This window comes from Bacillus thermotolerans, from assembly GCF_000812025.2.
In the GTDB taxonomy this organism is placed as follows: Bacteria; Bacillota; Bacilli; order Bacillales; family Domibacillaceae; genus Quasibacillus; species Quasibacillus thermotolerans.
Genome location: NZ_JWJE02000009.1, coordinates 81,848 through 100,415 on the forward strand (window position 1 = coordinate 81,848; position 18,568 = coordinate 100,415).

An 18,568-nucleotide genomic window follows, 5' to 3' on the forward strand; every position below is an offset into this window, starting at 1 on the left:
CCGATAGTTTATTGTGTGTAATAGACTACACGTGGTCAGACCACTACAAGCGGACAGCAAATGAACGGGGAGAGAAAAAAGATGTCAATTAGAGAAGAAGCGTTACATATGCATAAAATAAATCAAGGAAAATTGTCCACGGGCATTAAAGTTGAAGTGAAAAACGCTAAAGACTTAAGCCTTGCTTATTCACCGGGCGTCGCCGAGCCTTGTAAGGATATATACGAGAAGCCTGAGACTGTTTACGATTATACAATCAAAGGAAATACTGTGGCTGTTGTATCCAATGGAACAGCCGTACTTGGCCTCGGAAATATCGGTGCTGAAGCAGCTATGCCTGTAATGGAAGGGAAATCAGTACTGTTTAAAAGCTTTGCTGGCGTGGATGCTTTTCCTATTTGCTTAAATACAGAAGATCCTGACAAGATTGTTGAAACAGTTAAGCTAATGGAGCCGACGTTTGGCGGTGTGAACCTGGAAGATATTGCAGCGCCACACTGCTTCGAAATTGAAGAGCGTTTAAAGAAAGAGACAAGCATTCCTATCTTTCATGATGATCAGCACGGGACAGCGATTGTCACGCTTGCTGGATTGGTTAACGCTTTGAAGCTGACAGGGAAAAGGTTTAAGGATATTAAGGTTGTCGCTAATGGTGCAGGAGCAGCAGGTATTGCGATTATCAAATTGTTATCAAGCTACGGCGTACGCAATGTTATTATGTGCGATTCACGCGGGGCTATTTATGAAGGCCGTCCGGAAGGCATGAATCCAGTAAAAGAAGAAGTAGCTAAATTCACTAATCTCAGCCGACAGGAAGGTCAGCTTGCAGATGTGATTAAAGGCGCAGATGTGTTTATTGGTGTATCGGCCGCTGGTGCTTTGACGAAGGAAATGGTGCAGACGATGAATGCTGATTCGATTATATTTGCTATGGCGAACCCTGTACCGGAAATCATGCCGGAAGAGGCTAAGCAGGCGGGCGCTCGAGTTATCGGAACCGGCCGATCTGACTTCCCAAATCAAGTTAATAACGTACTCGCTTTCCCAGGGATTTTCCGCGGAGCACTAGATGTACGGGCGACTCATATTAATGAGGATATGAAACGGGCAGCTGTAGAGGCAATTGCTGGTTTAATTAGTGAAAATGAATTAAATGCTGATTATGTTATTCCTGGGCCATTTGATCCGCGAGTAGCGCCAGCAGTAGCAGCAGCGGTAGCAAAAACAGCGATGGAAACAGGTGTGGCACGCCAAAAAGTGGATGCAGATGAAGTGAGAGAGCGGACTGTACAGCTAGCTCGTATTGGAAAAAGTGAGTAAAAAAGTGGAAAGTAAGAGGCCACAATCAAAGTTTGCCGAAGTGGTAGAGGAAATCCGCGATATTATTATTGAAGATCATCTTCTTCCTGGTGACAAACTTCCATCTGAACGCGAGCTGTCTGAGCGGCTCGCAGCCTCTCGCTCTTCTATTCGAGAAGCCTTGCGAGCTTTAGAGCTGCTTGGATTAATTGAAACGAAGCGCGGAGAAGGTACATTTCTTCGTGACTTCAGTAATCATCAGCTCATCCATTTAGTAGGCGCATTTATTTTGCAGCAAGATCAAACAAAGCGGGATGTGCAGCATACGAAGCATATCGTTGAAATGGGCTGTTTATCAACCGCTATGGTACAACCAAACTTAGAGGAGCGTTTAGAAGAGCTTGAGGCTGAAATAAGAAAAGAACATTTCACCGAACGCGACTTCTTTGGTTTTTTCATGGATGTGAGCGGCAATCAGCTGCTTAAGAAGATCTGGCTTATTGTGTCTAGCTATGCAGATGCCGTTCAAGAGGAAGATAGACTAGTATATAACAAAGGAGCATTTCTCCGTCTTATTGACGCGGTAAGGACAAAGGATGTGACCAACGTCTTTGAAGCTTACGGTCAGCTTTCCGTGGAGGAATCCTGAAGATGTACAAGCGTCTTTCCATAGAGCAGCTATGCTGTTTTCTGCTGTCCATCTCATAAAAGAAAAGATACTAATCGGGTGAAGCTTTTTATAGGGAGAGGATGCAAGTTGATCAGAGACTTATTTAATAAACAAAAGCCAAAGAAGAAAAAATATGTAACCATTCCAACTGAAGCCAGCAAACAAGATGTTCCACAGGGCATTATGCAGAAATGCCCTAAGTGCAAGAAGATCAGCTATGCAAAAGAGCTGAAAAAAAACTTGTCTGTATGCTTAGGGTGCGGGCATCACTTTGGAATGACGGCATTTGAGCGCAGGGATTCCTTCATTGACGAAGGTACATTCCAAGAGCTTGATGCAGAGATGACTTCAGCTAACCCTTTGGAATTTCCGGATTATGAAGAGAAGCTGGAGGCAGATCGAAAGAAGACAGAAATGAACGAAGCTGTATTAACAGGGACAGGCCGTGTAAACGGCTTGGAGGTAGTCGTTGCTATTATGGATGCTAACTTCCGCATGGGAAGCATGGGGTCTGTTGTAGGTGAGAAGATCACAAGAGCGATTGAAGAAGCGGATAAGCGCAAAGTTCCTTTTGTGATTTTCACAGCGTCCGGTGGAGCTCGCATGCAGGAAGGCGTGCTGTCCTTAATGCAAATGACGAAAACAAGTGTAGCCTTGAAGCGTTTTAGTGAAAATGGCGGCTTAATTATCTCCATTATGACGCATCCGACGACAGGTGGTGTATCTGCAAGCTTTGCTTCTCTTGGTGACTATAACTTTGCAGAACCGGGGGCCCTGATTGGCTTTGCCGGCAGACGGATTATTGAACAGACAATCCATGAAAAGCTGCCCGAAGATTTTCAGACAGCTGAATTTCTGCTGAAGCATGGTCAGCTGGATGAAGTGATTCACCGCCATGACTTGAAGGAGAAGATTGCCTTTTTATTAGACATACATCAACCGGGTGGTGAACTCGCATGGTAGTAGGATTAGAATTCGAAAAGCCGGTAACGGAGTTAAAAGGGAAGATTGCTGAACTGAAGCACTTTACGTCAACATCTGACGTGGATTTAACAGAAGAGATTGAAAAGCTCGAACAGCGGCTGAAAAAACTCGAAAAGGACATTTATGAAAGCATGACGCCATGGGACCGTGTGCAAATGGCCCGGCACCCAGAGCGTCCGACAACTCTTGATTATATTACGTATTTATTCCCTGATTTTATGGAGCTGCATGGGGACCGTCTGTTTGGTGATGATGAAGCCATCGTAGGCGGAGTGGCTAAGTACAAAGGGCTGCCTGTCACGGTCATTGGCCACCAGCGTGGCCGCGACACGAAAGAGAACATACGTCGTACGTTTGGTATGCCTCATCCAGAGGGCTATCGAAAAGCACTTCGTCTAATGAAACAAGCGGAGAAGTTCCATCGTCCTATCATTTGTTTAATTGATACAAAAGGCGCATATCCCGGAAAAGCGGCAGAAGAGCGGGGCCAAAGTGAGGCAATTGCCAGAAATTTATTTGAGATGGCTGGTCTAACAGTTCCTGTGATTTGTATCGTTATTGGTGAAGGCGGTAGTGGAGGAGCACTTGCCCTTGGTGTAGGGAACAAGCTGTTTATGCTGGAAAACTCGACATATTCAGTGATTTCGCCAGAAGGAGCAGCCGCTTTATTATGGAAGGATGCTTCTCAAGCCAAGCGTGCAGCAGAAACAATGAAAATTACTGCTCATGACCTAAAAGAGCTTGGCATTATTGATGCAGTAATTCCTGAAGTAAGAGGGGGCGCTCACCGGGATGCCAAGAAGCAGGCAGAGTTGATTGATGCGGTGCTTGCACCGGCTCTGAAGGAATTGCTGAAGCTATCAACTTCCGAATTGGTGGATCAGCGCTATGACAAGTATAAAGCAATCGGAGAGTACACTCTTTAATCAATAGAGTAAAAGAAGAAAGAACGTGCATCGTATGAACGAAGGCACGTTCTTTTTTCTTGAGTATGGAAGCAGCCGTGTTTTTCATTTTCCGGATGGCTCAAAAGCTCTAAAAATTGTAAAGGTCAGACCTTTTTGCTATGTTAAAAACAGATGATTAGAGAAAAGACTAACCATCGGAAAGTGTTTTCTTTTCTTTGTTAACAGGTACATAATAATGTTAGCAGGTACATATTAAGTGAGGTGGTAAGAAGTGAAGCGTATTGGCGTACTAACAAGCGGTGGTGACGCTCCAGGAATGAATGCGGCTGTTCGTGCAGTGGTTCGTAAAGCCATTTATCATGGAGTCGAGGTGTACGGCGTGTACCAGGGCTATCAGGGGCTGATTAATGGCAATATTCATCAGCTGGAGGCGGGATCAGTCGGTGACATTATCCACCGCGGCGGAACGATTCTCCGCTCTGCGAGGTGCCCGGAATTCAAAACGCAAGAGGGACAGCAGCAAGCTTTGAAGCAGCTTGACAAGCATAACATCGATGGTCTGGTCGTGATTGGCGGCGATGGTTCCTATAGAGGAGCAAAAGCATTGACTGAACGCGGCTATCCATGTGTCGGCGTACCGGGAACAATTGATAATGATATACCGGGAACAGAATTTACAATAGGATTTGATACGGCACTCAACACGGTCATTGATGCGATAGATAAAATTCGTGATACCGCCAGCTCTCATGAAAGAACTTTTATTATAGAGGTCATGGGACGGGATGCAGGAGACATTGCCTTGTGGGCAGGACTCTCTGGCGGGGCAGAAACTATTGTTATTCCCGAAGACCCGATTGATATGGAGTCGATGAAAGAGCGACTCATGAAAGGGTTAAAGCGTGGAAAAAGACATAGTATTATTATCGTTGCTGAGGGCGTAATGAGCGGCAATGAGCTAGCCGATAAGGTAAAGGAAATGACGGGCATAGAAACGAGGGTCTCCGTTCTCGGACATATGCAGCGCGGAGGGTCGCCAACCGCTAGAGACCGCGTGCTCGCGAGCCGTCTTGGCGCTAAGGCAGTAGAGCTTCTGCTCGCTAATAAGGGAGGAAGGGCTGTTGGAATAGAGCGGAATGAGCTCGTCGATTATGACATTATCGAAGCCTTGTCTCTTCCTCATAAATTGGACTTGGATATTTATCAATTATCTAAAGAATTATCTATTTAATTTATCTCTCTAGGAGGCGGTCAAAGAATGAGAAAAACAAAGATTGTATGTACGATTGGTCCGGCAAGTGAAAGTCCAGAAATGCTGGAAAAGCTCATAGAAGCAGGAATGAATGTAGCACGTTTGAACTTCTCTCATGGGAATCATGAGGAACATGCACAGCGAATTAAACATATCCGTCAGGCGGCTGAGAAGTTAGGACGCACGATCGGGATTCTATTAGATACGAAGGGGCCTGAAATTCGTACGCACGAGATGGAAAATGGTTTTATCGAGCTATCGGCTGGAAATCAAGTGACCGTTTCTATGAAAGAAGTCCTTGGTACGCCGGAGCGGTTTTCTATTTCCTACTCGGGGCTGATTGATGACATTCAGGTTGGAGGAAAGATTCTCCTTGATGACGGATTAATTGCTTTGGAAGTAACAGGAATAGATAAAGACCGGGGAGAAATTCATACAAAAGTGTTAAACAGCGGCACGTTGAAAAACAAAAAAGGGGTGAACGTGCCTGGAGTATCCATTAACCTTCCAGGTATCACTTCTAAAGATGCAGAAGACATTAAGTTTGGTATTGAGCAGGACATTGACTTTATCGCTGCTTCTTTTGTGAGAAGAGCATCAGATGTTCTTGAAATTCGCGAACTTCTGGAAAACTACGGAGCAGATAGCATAAAGATTATCCCCAAGATTGAGAATCAAGAAGGCGTTGACAATATCGACAGCATTCTTGAAGTATCTGATGGTTTAATGGTTGCCCGTGGTGATCTTGGCGTAGAAGTTCCAGCAGAAGAAGTGCCGCTTGTACAGAAGCAATTAATCAGAAAGTGTAATTCGCTCGGCAAGCCAGTCATTACAGCTACTCAAATGCTCGACTCTATGCAAAGAAATCCACGACCGACACGGGCTGAAGCAAGCGATGTAGCTAATGCGATTTTTGATGGAACAGATGCGATCATGCTTTCCGGCGAAACCGCAGCAGGCATGTATCCGGTAGAGGCTGTACAAACGATGCATAACATCGCCAAACGTACAGAAAAAGCGCTAAATTACTCAGAGCTTCTTTCCGCTAGAAGCAAAGTGAAGGATCAATCCATGACCGATGCGATTGGCCGGTCGGTTGCGCACACAGCGAATGATCTGGATGTCAAAGCGATTATCACACCGACGGAGAGTGGTCACACAGCCAGAATGATTTCCCGTTACCGTGCCAAAGCACCAATCGTCGCTGTCACATCAAATGAACGAGTGTCGCGAAGCTTAGCGCTTGTGTGGGGAGTCTATCCATATATTGGTCCGAAGGTAAAGACCACGGATGAAATGCTGGATTTAGCAGTAGAACGCAGCCTGCAGTCAGATCTTGTCAAGCATGGCGATTTAGTCGTTATTACGGCTGGTGTACCAGTTGGTGAATCAGGTACGACTAATCTGATGAAGATCCATGTAGTTGGAGATGTGCTGATGAAAGGTCAGGGAATTGGTCGTAAATCAGCTTACGGGAGAGTCGTGGTGGCTAAAGATGCTAAGGAAGCTCTTGCAAAGGTGGAAGAGGGATCTATTCTCGTAACGGTTGGCAGTGACAGAGACATGGTAGCTGCCATTGAGAAATGTGCCGCTCTTATCACAGAAGAAGGCGGTTTAACAAGCCATGCGGCCGTTGTTGGCATTAACTTGGGACTGCCAGTGATTGTAGGAGTAGAGGATGCCGTTTCTAAATTAACAGATGGTCAGGAGATCACAGTGGATGCATCACGAGGAATTATTTATAATGGCCACGCTAATGTCTTATAGGAAAAGAACAGCCGCTGAGGAGCCTGCAAGGGTTTCTTAAGCGGCTTTTTCTATGCTTAAGAAAAGAAACTCGGCTCTTTTGCGAAGAAGGGTCCTGGAATGATATAATGTGTATGTGCATAGATTGAAAGATAAAAAGGGGATACGCTGTTGAAATATTTACTTTTCACCTTTGTTATTGTACCGGCGCTGGAAATAGCTTTGCTATTGCTGTCAGGAAAGACGATTGGCATTCTTCCGACGGTGCTGCTTATTTTGTTAACAGGCTTTGTTGGCGCGTACTTAGCGAAACGTCAAGGAATGCATACGTTTATCCGGTTACGTCAGGATATAGAGAGCGGGCGGTTCATTGGCGATACGGCGTTCGATGGTGTATGTGTGTTATTCGGCGGACTGCTGCTGTTGACACCTGGCTTTGTAACGGATGCGATTGGCTTTGTACTTTTAATTCCCTACACAAGAACTATACTGAAGCCTCTGCTTATTAAGGTGTTAAAGAATTCTTTCCAAAACCCGAATATTATCATAATGAAATAACAAGCCGGCATTAGCCGGCTTGTTTTGTGTTGGTCAAGGATACGGTTCATCAGCTTATTTGCTTGGCGGACTGCCGCTTTTACCGGTGATGTAAGTCCAAAGGTCTGTAAATACGCCTGCCTGCTGCAATGCGTTGAGTACAACAAGAACGGCCGGACCGAGAAGCAAACCGAAAAATCCTGCGAGCTGAAAGCCGATGAATAAAGAAAGAAGAGTGGCTAATGGATCCAGCCCGATGCTTGAAGAAAGGATCTTTGGTTCCATAATCTGTCGTTGAGCGATAACTATGACATATAAAACAATCAGTCCTATAGCAAGGCGTGAGTCACCGGCAATAAACTCATATATGATCCACGGAATAAACAGCGTGCCGGTTCCAAGGTAAGGAAGCAAGTCCACAAGACCTGCTACAAGGGCTAGTGTGATGGCATAATTCACGCGAAGAACCAGCAAGCCTGCCAGCACGATTAATGTAGTGATGGAAACGAGCGTGAATTGAGCGCGGAAAAATCCAAACATTGCTTTCTTCAGTGCATTAAATACTTTGCGCACACTCATTTCTATTTTCTTTGGCAGGTAATTTAATGAGTGCCTTTGCAGCTTTTCCCAATCTTTTATAATGAAAAAGGCAGCCAGGAATGAGAAGATAAATGAGGTGGCAAAGTCAGGAATCCAGGAAATGAGCAAAGGGAGCTTAAGAAAGAAGCTTTGAATAAACTGGCCGGCTGCTGCGGCAAACTGTTCGCTCGTTTCCTGAATATTAGTCAGTACAGCGTTCTGCTGGCTTCCGTCAAGTGATTGAAAGAGACCCGTTAATCGCTCATAAGCTGGTATAACTTGAGAGGTGAATAGCGCTTGAAATTGCTGGGTCACTATATCGATATGACGTGGAATGATGGAGGCGAAATAATTAGCTCCAGAAGCAGTTTCCGCAATAAGCAGAGTGATTCCGCCTGCAAAGAGTAAAATGAGGAACAAAAGAGCGGCAGCCGCTGCCAGTGTTCGAGGCAGTTTTATTTTCGTTTCCAGCATCCGAATAAAAGGCTGCATAAGGAAAGCAACAGCAAATCCAATGATAAACGGGTAAGTTAGTTTTGCGATATAGTAAAAGCAATAGAGCAGCAAAACTGTAGATAGAACGACAACGGTCAAGCGGATTAGCTTGTCCCTTATGGAAGTACTCAAGTGTTCACCCCCGTGAAAGTAAGTGGATAGAGCTTAATGTGATGTTAATGACCCTGCTTAAAAACATATGAAGGAGGCAACGAGACATGCAGGCCTACATATTTTTAATCGTTTTGCTTGCGGTCGGCTTTATAGCAAAAAACCAATCGCTGCTAATCGCCGTATCTGTATTATTAGTAATGAAAGTCATCGGTGTAGATGATAAAATTTTCTCTGTTGTTCAAGCTAAGGGAGTGAACTGGGGAGTTACGGTTCTAACGATCGCTGTACTCACCCCTATTGCTACTGGGGACATCGGCATGAAAGACCTGACGGCCGCTTTAAGATCGCCTTTAGCATGGGTAGCCCTTGCTTCTGGAATATTAGTTGCCATTCTCGGAAAGGGAGGAGTCTCGCTGCTCGCTGAAGAACCTCATTTAACCACCGCCCTTGTAGTAGGTACAGTTGTTGCTATTGCCCTGTTTGATGGGGTTGCAGTTGGACCGATTGTCGCAGCAGGTATTGCATACGCTGTAATGAAATTAATTGAGTGGTTTCATTAGAAATAATATGTGGAAAGGTGTATAATAATGATCGTAAAAGAAGTTTTTTAATATAGTAAATATTTCCCTCATACTTTAAATGATTCAGTAGATAATAATTTTGTAAAGATTTAGACATATCTCATTCACAAATTCGGAATTATTGTTTATAATGATGATGAAAGCGCAATCTTTGTAAGTTCATCCATTTGTCTGGGTGCATGACAGCAGAACAAGCATGTATTCAGTAAAGGAGGACAAAAATCAAGATGATTCAAGCAGGTATGGGGAATTTATCAAACAAAGGAGAGAATGATTATGACAACTGCCCGTGGACTCGAAGGAGTAGTCGCGACAACATCTTCAGTAAGCTCAATTATTGATGATACTCTTACATATGCCGGCTATAATATTGATGATTTAGCCGAAAACGCAAGTTTTGAAGAGGTAGTTTACCTGCTTTGGCACGGAAAGCTTCCAAATCAAGCAGAGCTTGATGAATTAAAGCAGCAGCTAGCAGATAACTACGATCTTCCCCAAGAAGTACTTAACCACTTTAAACAATATCCTATTGATAAAGTGCATCCAATGGCAGCCCTTCGCACAGCTGTTTCGTTAATTGGTTTATATGACGAAGAAGCAGACGATATGTCTGAAGAAGCCAACTACAGAAAGGCTGTACGCCTTCAAGCAAAACTTCCGGCTCTTGTTACAGCTTTTGCTCGTGTTCGCAAAGGAGAAGAACCGGTTGCTCCTCGCAAAGACCTTAGCCTAGCAGCAAACTTCTTGTACATGCTTTCTGGCAAAGAACCAGAAGATATTGCAGTGGAAGCATTCAATAAAGCCCTTGTACTGCATGCAGACCACGAATTGAACGCTTCTACATTTACAGCGCGCGTTTGTGTTGCTACGCTATCTGATGTTTATTCAGGTGTTACAGCTGCCATCGGAGCATTGAAAGGCCCTCTTCATGGTGGAGCGAACGAACAAGTAATGAAGATGCTAACAGAGATTGGTTCTGTAGATAATGTAGAACCTTATATCTTAAACAAATTAAATAATAAAGAGAAGATTATGGGATTCGGACACCGCGTATACCGTGAGGGTGATCCGCGTGCTAAGCACTTAAGAGAAATGTCTAAAAAGCTTACTGAGCTGACTGGTTCTTCCGAACTGTATGAAATGTCCGTTCAAATCGAGGAGCTTGTGACATCACAGAAGAAGCTTCCTCCAAACGTAGACTTTTATTCTGCTTCTGTATACCACAGCTTGGGTATTGAACATGACCTGTTCACACCAATCTTTGCGGTAAGCCGTGTGTCTGGATGGCTTGCTCATATCCTGGAGCAATATGCAAACAACCGACTGATTCGCCCGCGTGCTGAGTATACAGGACCTGGCATGCAGAAGTTCGTACCAATCAGCGAACGTGCCTAAGTTCAGATATTTACAAATCACTAAAAAACTGATGTAATATGTAAGAGAGTAGAAAGGTTAGATGGCCTCGCCTCTAACCTTTGATTATGGAATTGGAGGTATTTTTTAATGACACAAGGCGAAAAAATCACAGTATCGAATGGAGTATTAAACGTACCAAATAACCCGGTGATCCCATTTATCGAAGGCGACGGTATTGGCCCTGATATTTGGGCAGCAGCTTCTCGCGTATTAGATGCAGCTGTTGAGAAAGCATACAACGGGGAAAAGAAAATCGTATGGAAAGAAGTACTTGCTGGTGAGAAAGCATTTAACCAAACTGGCCAGTGGCTTCCGGATGAAACATTAGACCAAATCCGTGAATACTTGATCGCAATCAAAGGCCCGCTAACAACACCAGTAGGCGGCGGTTTCCGTTCCCTGAACGTTGCTCTTCGTCAAGAGTTAGACTTATTTGTCTGCCTGCGTCCGGTTCGTTATTTTGACGGTGTGCCTTCTCCTATTAAGCGCCCCGAAGATACAGATATGGTTATCTTCCGTGAAAACACTGAAGATATTTATGCAGGTATTGAGTATCAAGAAGGATCAGACGAAGTAAAGAAAGTGATCGAATTCTTAAGAAATGAAATGGGTGTAAATAAAATCCGCTTCCCTGAAACATCAGGTATCGGTATTAAGCCTGTTTCAAAAGAAGGTACAACACGCTTAGTACGTTCTGCGATCAACTATGCGATCAAAGAAGGACGCAAGTCTGTTACGCTAGTACATAAAGGCAATATCATGAAGTTCACAGAAGGCGCATTCAAGAACTGGGGATACGAGCTTGCTGAAAAAGAATTCGGCGAGAAAGTATTTACTTGGGCGCAATATGACAAGATTAAAGAAGAGCAAGGAGCAGAGGCTGCGAACAAAGCACAGGCTGATGCGGAAGCTGCTGGCAAAATCATCGTAAAAGATGCGATTGCCGATATCTTCTTACAGCAAATCCTAACTCGTCCGAAAGAGTTCGACGTAGTTGCTACAATGAACCTGAACGGTGATTATGTTTCTGATGCCCTTGCAGCGCAAGTAGGTGGTATTGGTATTGCTCCAGGAGCCAATATTAACTACGAGACAGGACATGCTATTTTCGAAGCGACACACGGTACAGCTCCGAAATATGCTGGTCTTGACAAAGTAAACCCTTCTTCTGTTCTGCTTTCAGGTGTATTAATGCTTGAACACTTAGGATGGAATGAAGCAGCAAATCTGATCACTAAATCAGTTGAGCAAACAATTGCATCTAAAGTCGTTACTTATGACTTTGCCCGCCTAATGGAAGGTGCAACTGAAGTGAAAACTTCTCAATTTGCAGACGAATTAATTAAAAACCTTTAATTTGTATAGCCCCTGTTTCTCCCATTAGGGAGAAACAGGGGTATATATTATTTCCAATACTGAAGGAGGTTCATTTCATGTCTTTAAAGCGAAAAAAGATTTCCGTTGTCGGTGCCGGTTTCACTGGAGCCACTACAGCATTTTTGCTAGCACAGAAAGAGCTTGGTGATATTGTATTAGTGGATATTCCACAAGCAGAAGACCCAACGAAAGGCAAAGCATTAGACATGCTCGAATCAGGCCCGGTTCTTGGCTTCGATGCAAATATTACCGGCACTTCTGACTATGCGGATACAAAGGATTCAGACCTCGTCATTATCACAGCTGGTATCGCTCGTAAACCAGGTATGAGCCGTGACGATTTGGTTCAAACAAACCAAAAGGTGATGAAATCTGTAACAGCTGAAGTTGTGAAAAACTCTCCGAATTGTACAATCATTGTATTGACAAACCCAGTAGATGCAATGACTTACACAGTATTTAAGGAATCAGGCTTTCCGAAGCATCGCGTTATCGGACAGTCAGGCGTATTGGACAGTGCTCGCTTCCGTACATTTATCGCTCAAGAATTAAACCTGTCTGTAAAAGATATCACGGGCTTCGTTCTTGGCGGGCATGGGGATGATATGGTGCCGCTTGTCCGTTATTCGTATGCTGGCGGTATTCCGCTTGAGAAATTAATTCCAAAAGACCGTTTAGAAGAAATTGTAGAACGCACACGTAAAGGCGGCGGAGAGATTGTTGCACTGCTTGGTAATGGTTCCGCTTACTATGCACCAGCTGCTTCACTTGTAGAAATGGCTGAAGCTATCTTGAAGGACCAGCGACGTGTTCTTCCAGCTATTGCTTATCTGGAAGGAGAGTATGGCTTCGAAGGCATTTATCTCGGTGTGCCAACGATCTTAGGTGCTGGCGGTATTGAAGAGATTATTGAGCTCGAATTAACAGAGGATGAGCAGGCAGCCCTGCAGAAGTCTGCTGATTCTGTCCGCAATGTTATGAAAGTTCTTGCATAACGGATAGTAACGATGTCTCCTGGCTCTGTTGATGGGTAAGAGAGATACTATGAGGAAGCCTGCCAGGCGAACTGGCAGGCTTTTTTGCTGCATATGTTAAAGCTCTTGTCATAGAGGGCGGTTACGGAAATAATTGTCGAAATACCTGCATTCCTTTCCTCCCTTGTCTTTTCCTATGGACATTCATTCTATATAATGAGGGAGAGAGACGATAAATCACTTTCAGGGAGAGGGCGACATGAGTAAAAAAATTCTAGTAGTGGATGATGAACAATCCATTGTGACATTAATTAAATACAACCTGGAACAGGCAGGCTTTGAAGTAATCACTGCTTTTGATGGAGAAGAAGGATTACAGAAAGCTGTGGAGGAACAGCCGGATCTCATTGTTTTAGATTGGATGCTTCCTATTATGGAAGGAATGGAAGTCTGCAAAGCATTACGCCAGCAGAGAATGGACATGCCAATTTTAATGCTGACAGCGAAAGACGAAGAATTTGACAAAGTGCTCGGTCTTGAATTAGGGGCAGATGATTATATGACAAAGCCGTTTAGCCCCCGGGAGTTGACTGCGCGTATTAAAGCTATTTTGCGTCGTGCACTGCAACTGGCCCCTCAAGAGGAAAGAAGGTTGCCGCAGGAAGGCAGCTTAAGGGTATCAGAAATTGAAATTTATCCAGAAAAGTATGAAGCATATTTTCAAGGGAACTTGTTAGAATTAACGCCAAAAGAATTTGAATTATTGATGTATTTAGTTGAAAACAAAGGAAGGGTATTGACTCGTGATCAGCTGTTAAGTGCTGTTTGGAAATACGATTTTGCGGGAGATACACGCATTGTGGATGTGCATATTAGCCACCTGCGCGAAAAAATCGAACAGAACACTAGAAAACCTGCATACATAAAAACGATACGCGGATTAGGGTACAAGCTAGAGGAGCCTAAGATCTGATGGTGAAGTTCCGAACCCGGCTAGTACTAGCGCTTATTTCCCTAGTTGTTCTTGTGTTAGCTGCGCTGGGAATTATGCTCGGGCAAATGTTTAAAGGTTATTACTTATCTATTTTCGATGAACGTCTGGAAAAAGAAGCAGATATGCTGGCAGAGATGATCAGTAGAGAAGGTGGTCTTAATACTTTTAATACGGATTTAGCGAAAGAATGGAGCGATAAGCTCAATGTACGTGTCTCGATCGCGGATTCATCCGGTGATCTTCTCTTTGACAGCGGTGTGTTTAATGGGGCCATGCTTTCTACCCATCAAGAAATTGTCAAGCAGCTGCCAAAAGTCGAAAATTCTGCAGCGTATAAGCAATCCCTTCTATCAAAAGTAGATGAATTGTATCATTGGCGGAGCATAACCAACAGTGATGGGGAAGAGGATGGACTGGTTATTTTAAGTACAAAGGTAGAGGCGCTAGATGCCATTTACGAAGAGATTTGGATAATTCTACTTTTTTCACTAGGCTTGTCCTTCGTCCTGATTATTTTAACCGGCTCAAGAATTACGAGACGTTATACGAAGCCAATTGAGTCCGCTACAAAGGTAGCGATTGAGCTGGCAAAAGGAAATTACCGGGCGAGAACGTATGAAGCTCCCTCAGATGAAGTCGGAGTGTTGAATACCTCCATTAATATCCTGGCAAGGAACCTGCAGGAAATGATGCAAGCACAAGAGATTCATCAAAATAGACTTTCCACGCTAATTGAAAACATTGAAAGCGGGCTTTTGCTGATTGATGATCGGGGCTTCGTGGTGATGGTCAATCGTTCTTTTAAGCAGCTGTTCCATTTAGAGGGCCAGAGACTGATCAAGAAAAGATACCATCAGGTCATCCCTCATAAGGAAGCAATGGAAGTCGTAGAAGAAGTATTCATGAAGGAAGAGCATGTGCGTCGCCAGCTTATTTTGCCAGTGGGAATTGAGAGAAAGCACTTTGAAGTATCGGGTGCCCCTATTATCGGAACAAACGATGAATGGAAGGGAATTCTCGTTGTTTTCCATGATATTACGAGCTTGAAAAGGCTGGAGCAGATGCGCAAGGACTTCGTGGCCAACGTTTCTCATGAGCTGAAAACTCCTATTACTTCGATTAAGGGCTTCACAGAGACGCTGCTGGATGGAGCGATGGAAGATAAGGAAGCGCTGAAAATGTTTTTAGACATTATTTTAAAAGAGAGCGAGCGAATGCAGACGCTTGTTATGGATCTGCTCGAATTATCGAAGATTGAGCAAAAAGGAATCAGTTTGAATGTTTCAGAGGTAGCGGTGGACCAGCTGATTAAAGAAGTCGTTCTTGTGCTGCAGAGCCGTTTTGAAGAGAAGCAGCTGGGTCTTACTGTTGATCTGCAGGACGATCTGTTCATTAAGGGGGATGCCAGCCGTTTAAAGCAAGTGTTTGTGAATTTACTAACCAATGCAACCTTATATACACAAAGAGGTGGAAACGTCAGCGTGAGGGCATTTGGGCAAGAAGATCAGATCGTTGTTGAAGTGAAAGACAATGGCATTGGTATTTCTTCGGAGGAACTGCCCCGAATTTTTGAAAGGTTCTACCGGGTAGATAAGGCGAGAAGCAGAAACTCAGGCGGAACCGGCCTTGGTCTGGCGATTGTCAAGCATATTATTGAAGCGCACAAAGGGGAGATAACCGTAGAGAGCAAGGTGAATGAAGGAACGACCTTTACGGTATATCTGCACAAACATATGGAGAAAGAGTAAACTTTTACAAAATATTTAAATCGGCTTTATGTTTACTTCACAATGGCTTCCTATAATAAATGGTGTCAACCCCCACTTTAGCGAGGGGTGTAAAAGCCTCTCGCTCTTTTTAAAATGAGAGATGAGAACTCAAAGCCGTTATTTTCTTTTTTTATTCTGGGCATGGTAGAATAAAGAAGAAAATAACGGCTTTTTTGCGTTGGATTACGGCTATTGTTCCGAGAAGGGGGACGAATCATAATGAAGAAAAAAATCGTACTAATTGATGGCAACAGCATTGCATACCGAGCATTTTTTGCTTTGCCTTTATTGAATAATAATAAAGGTGTGCATACAAACGCAGTATATGGATTTGCCATGATGCTGTTAAAGGTGATGGAAGAAGAAAAACCAACCCATTTGCTAGTCGCTTTCGATGCAGGAAAAACCACCTTTCGTCACGAGACGTATAGTGAGTATAAAGGCGGCCGGCAGAAGACGCCGCCTGAGTTATCTGAACAGTTCCCATATATTCGTGAGCTTTTGAAGGCTTATAGCATTGCTCAGTATGAGCTGGAGAACTATGAAGCGGATGATATTATCGGTACCTTATCCCTTCAGGCGGAGAGCGATGGGTTTGAAGTTAAGATTTACTCAGGGGATAAGGATCTTACGCAGCTGGCCTCCGATCAGACGACCGTTTGCATCACAAAGAAGGGAATTACAGATATTGAGGAGTATACACCGGCGCATATTCAGGAAAAGTACGGGCTCACTCCCCAGCAAATTATTGACATGAAAGGCTTGATGGGCGATTCTTCTGATAACATTCCGGGTATTCCAGGAGTTGGAGAAAAAACAGCTATTAAGCTGTTAAAGCAATTTGAGACAGTTGAGAAGCTGCTTGGCTCTATTGATGAAGTCAGCGGAAAGAAATTGAAGGAGAAGCTGGAGGAGCATCAAGAGCTTGCTGTAATGAGCAAGGAGCTTGCAACGATTTCTCGGGAAGTGCCTCTGGACTTTTCGATAAGCAGTTTAGAGTATAGGGAGCCTGATGAACAGAAAGTCTATGAGCTATTTAAAGATCTTGGCTTTAATTCGCTGCTGGATAAATTGAATCCTCCGGCAGAGAGTACCGAGGAGCGTGAGCAAGTGGAGTATAAGGTTGTGAAAGAGCTAGACGAAGATCTTTTTAGCAGCAGTTCTTCCTTTTATGTGGAGATCATTACTGAAAACTATCACCAGGCGGATATTGCTGGTCTGGGCATCAGTGGGGAAAAGGGAACTTTTTTTCTTCCGTTAGAGACTGCGCTTCAATCGGATGTATTTAAAGCTTGGGCTGCCGATGACTCCAAGAAGAAGGCAGTATATGATGCCAAGCGCACCATCATTGGATTAAGACGCCGCGGGGTGGAGTTAAAAGGAATCGACTTTGATGTTTGGCTTGCTTCTTATTTGCTGAACCCTTCAGAATCACCAGAAGACTTTGCTGCAGTCGCGAGGCTGCATGGCCTTACTTCTGTGCAGACCGATGAAGCTGTCTACGGCAAGGGAGCAAAACGGAAGCTGCCGGATGAAGAAGTGTATACGGAGCACATTGCTTCGAAAGCAGCTGTCATTGAAGAGTTAAAGGAAGTTTGCCTAAAAGAATTGGAGCAGAACGAACAGATAGAGCTGTTTTATGAGCTTGAGCTTCCGCTTGCACTCATTCTAGCAGACATGGAAACAGAAGGTGTACAAGTAGATATTGGCCGTTTAAAAGAAATGGGTGAAGACTTAAAGAATAAGCTGACAGATATTGAACAGACCATTTACCGCATTGCAGGTACAGAATTTAATATTAATTCTCCAAAGCAGCTTGGGTCTGTTCTGTTTGAAAAACTTGGACTGCCGCCTATCAAAAAGACAAAAACAGGTTATTCAACCTCGGCGGATGTTCTTGAAAAGCTGGCCCCTTCCCATGAGATTGTCGAACACATTCTGCACTATCGCCAGCTTGGTAAGCTGCAGTCCACTTATATTGAAGGTCTGTTGAAAGTTGTGGATAAAGATACACACAAGATCCACACGAGGTTTAATCAAGCGTTAACACAGACCGGACGTCTAAGCTCGACGGAACCGAACTTGCAAAACATTCCTATTCGGCTGGAGGAAGGAAGAAAGATACGCCAGGCATTTGTTCCTTCTGATCCTGAAGCGGTTATTTTCGCAGCGGATTACTCACAAATCGAGCTGCGTGTTCTCGCTCATATAGCGGATGATGAGCGATTGATTGATGCGTTCAAGCATGACCTCGATATTCATACAGCCACAGCTGCGCAGGTATTCCACGTATCCCAGGACGAAGTGGACAGCAACATGCGCCGGCAGGCAAAAGCCGTGAACTTTGGAATTGTCTATGGCATTAGTGACTACGGCTTGTCTCAAAGCCTGGGAATTACAAGGAAGGAAGCGGGACTGTTTATTGAACGTTATTTAAATTCCTATCCAGGAGTGAAGGAATATATGGAGGACATTGTTCGCCAGGCGAAGGAAAGAGGGTACGTGACTACACTGCTCCATCGCCGGCGCTACATCCCGGAAATTACAAGCAGAAACTTTAATGTGCGTGGCTTTGGTGAACGGACTGCGATGAATACGCCTATTCAAGGCAGTGCAGCAGATATCATTAAGAAGGCAATGATTGATGTAGCAGAGCGTGTGAAAGAGGAAGGTCTTGCATCTAAACTGCTGCTTCAGGTGCACGATGAGCTGATTTTTGAAGTGCCGAAAGAAGAGCTGGATGTTATGAAGAAGCTTGTGCCGGAGGTCATGGAGCAGGCAGTCGAGCTGAACGTTCCGTTAAAGGTAGATTATTCTTACGGATCTACCTGGTATGATGCAAAATAACGTGTGTAAGAAAAATAGAAGGGAGA

The 18,568-nt window shown here is 44.1% G+C and carries 15 protein-coding genes; 14 read left to right on the forward strand and 1 reads right to left on the reverse strand.

Annotation, left to right across the window (positions count from 1 at the left end; genetic code table 11):
• Positions 1 to 81: 81 nt before the first annotated feature.
• The 7 genes from QY97_RS05930 (at position 82) to QY97_RS05960 (ending at position 7,417) form a co-directional block, all read left to right on the forward strand.
• Positions 82 to 1,320: an NAD(P)-dependent malic enzyme gene (locus QY97_RS05930; protein WP_039234233.1), complete on the forward strand. Its 1,239-nt coding sequence runs from the start codon at positions 82 to 84 to the stop codon at positions 1,318 to 1,320.
• 4 nt (positions 1,321 to 1,324) lie between these two features.
• Positions 1,325 to 1,948: a FadR/GntR family transcriptional regulator gene (locus QY97_RS05935; protein ID WP_052717145.1), complete on the forward strand. Its 624-nt coding sequence runs from the start codon at positions 1,325 to 1,327 to the stop codon at positions 1,946 to 1,948.
• A gap of 108 nt (positions 1,949 to 2,056) precedes the next feature.
• Positions 2,057 to 2,932 (forward strand): acetyl-CoA carboxylase, carboxyltransferase subunit beta, encoded by an 876-nt coding sequence (accD, locus tag QY97_RS05940; RefSeq protein ID WP_039234236.1) that lies wholly within the window; start codon positions 2,057 to 2,059, stop codon positions 2,930 to 2,932.
• On the forward strand, positions 2,926 to 3,879 hold the full coding sequence (gene accA, locus QY97_RS05945; protein ID WP_039234239.1) for an acetyl-CoA carboxylase carboxyl transferase subunit alpha: 954 nt from the start codon (positions 2,926 to 2,928) through the stop codon (positions 3,877 to 3,879). The genes accD and accA overlap by 7 nt, the downstream gene beginning before the upstream one ends.
• A 253-nt stretch (positions 3,880 to 4,132) precedes the next feature.
• On the forward strand, positions 4,133 to 5,092 hold the full coding sequence (pfkA, locus tag QY97_RS05950) for a 6-phosphofructokinase (protein ID WP_039234242.1): 960 nt from the start codon (positions 4,133 to 4,135) through the stop codon (positions 5,090 to 5,092).
• Positions 5,093 to 5,119: 27 nt separating this feature from the next.
• Positions 5,120 to 6,880, forward strand: coding sequence for a pyruvate kinase (gene pyk / locus QY97_RS05955; RefSeq protein WP_039234245.1), 1,761 nt, complete (start codon positions 5,120 to 5,122; stop codon positions 6,878 to 6,880).
• 150 nt (positions 6,881 to 7,030) lie between these two features.
• Positions 7,031 to 7,417 carry an FxsA family protein gene (locus QY97_RS05960; protein ID WP_039234248.1) on the forward strand — a complete coding sequence of 129 codons (387 nt, stop codon included), beginning with the start codon at positions 7,031 to 7,033 and terminating at the stop codon, positions 7,415 to 7,417.
• Positions 7,418 to 7,471: 54 nt separating this feature from the next.
• Here QY97_RS05960 and ytvI read toward each other — a convergent pair whose 3' ends face one another.
• Positions 7,472 to 8,602 (reverse strand): sporulation integral membrane protein YtvI, encoded by a 1,131-nt coding sequence (gene ytvI, locus QY97_RS05965; protein WP_039234250.1) that lies wholly within the window; start codon positions 8,600 to 8,602, stop codon positions 7,472 to 7,474.
• 86 nt (positions 8,603 to 8,688) lie between these two features.
• Here ytvI and QY97_RS05970 point away from each other — a divergent pair, with 86 nt between their 5' ends.
• The 7 genes from QY97_RS05970 to polA all read left to right on the forward strand — a co-directional run bounded on the left by QY97_RS05970 (position 8,689) and on the right by polA (position 18,542).
• Positions 8,689 to 9,144, forward strand: a complete 456-nt coding sequence (locus tag QY97_RS05970; RefSeq protein WP_039234253.1) for a DUF441 domain-containing protein — start codon at positions 8,689 to 8,691, stop codon at positions 9,142 to 9,144.
• 297 nt (positions 9,145 to 9,441) lie between these two features.
• Positions 9,442 to 10,560: a citrate synthase gene (gene citZ / locus QY97_RS05975; RefSeq protein WP_039234256.1), complete on the forward strand. Its 1,119-nt coding sequence runs from the start codon at positions 9,442 to 9,444 to the stop codon at positions 10,558 to 10,560.
• Between the two features lie 108 nt (positions 10,561 to 10,668).
• Positions 10,669 to 11,937 carry an NADP-dependent isocitrate dehydrogenase gene (icd, locus tag QY97_RS05980; protein WP_039234259.1) on the forward strand — a complete coding sequence of 423 codons (1,269 nt, stop codon included), beginning with the start codon at positions 10,669 to 10,671 and terminating at the stop codon, positions 11,935 to 11,937.
• Between the two features lie 77 nt (positions 11,938 to 12,014).
• Complete coding sequence (gene mdh / locus QY97_RS05985; protein ID WP_039234262.1) at positions 12,015 to 12,953, forward strand: malate dehydrogenase; 939 nt, start codon at positions 12,015 to 12,017, stop codon at positions 12,951 to 12,953.
• 238 nt (positions 12,954 to 13,191) lie between these two features.
• A complete protein-coding gene (locus QY97_RS05990; protein ID WP_039234265.1) occupies positions 13,192 to 13,905 on the forward strand; it encodes a response regulator transcription factor in 714 nt (237 codons plus the stop codon).
• Positions 13,905 to 15,674: a two-component system histidine kinase PnpS gene (pnpS, locus tag QY97_RS05995; RefSeq protein WP_039234267.1), complete on the forward strand. Its 1,770-nt coding sequence runs from the start codon at positions 13,905 to 13,907 to the stop codon at positions 15,672 to 15,674. Before QY97_RS05990 ends, pnpS begins: the two co-directional genes overlap by 1 nt.
• Before the next feature lie 240 nt (positions 15,675 to 15,914).
• Positions 15,915 to 18,542, forward strand: a complete 2,628-nt coding sequence (gene polA, locus QY97_RS06000) for a DNA polymerase I (RefSeq protein WP_039234270.1) — start codon at positions 15,915 to 15,917, stop codon at positions 18,540 to 18,542.
• Positions 18,543 to 18,568 lie beyond the last annotated feature (26 nt).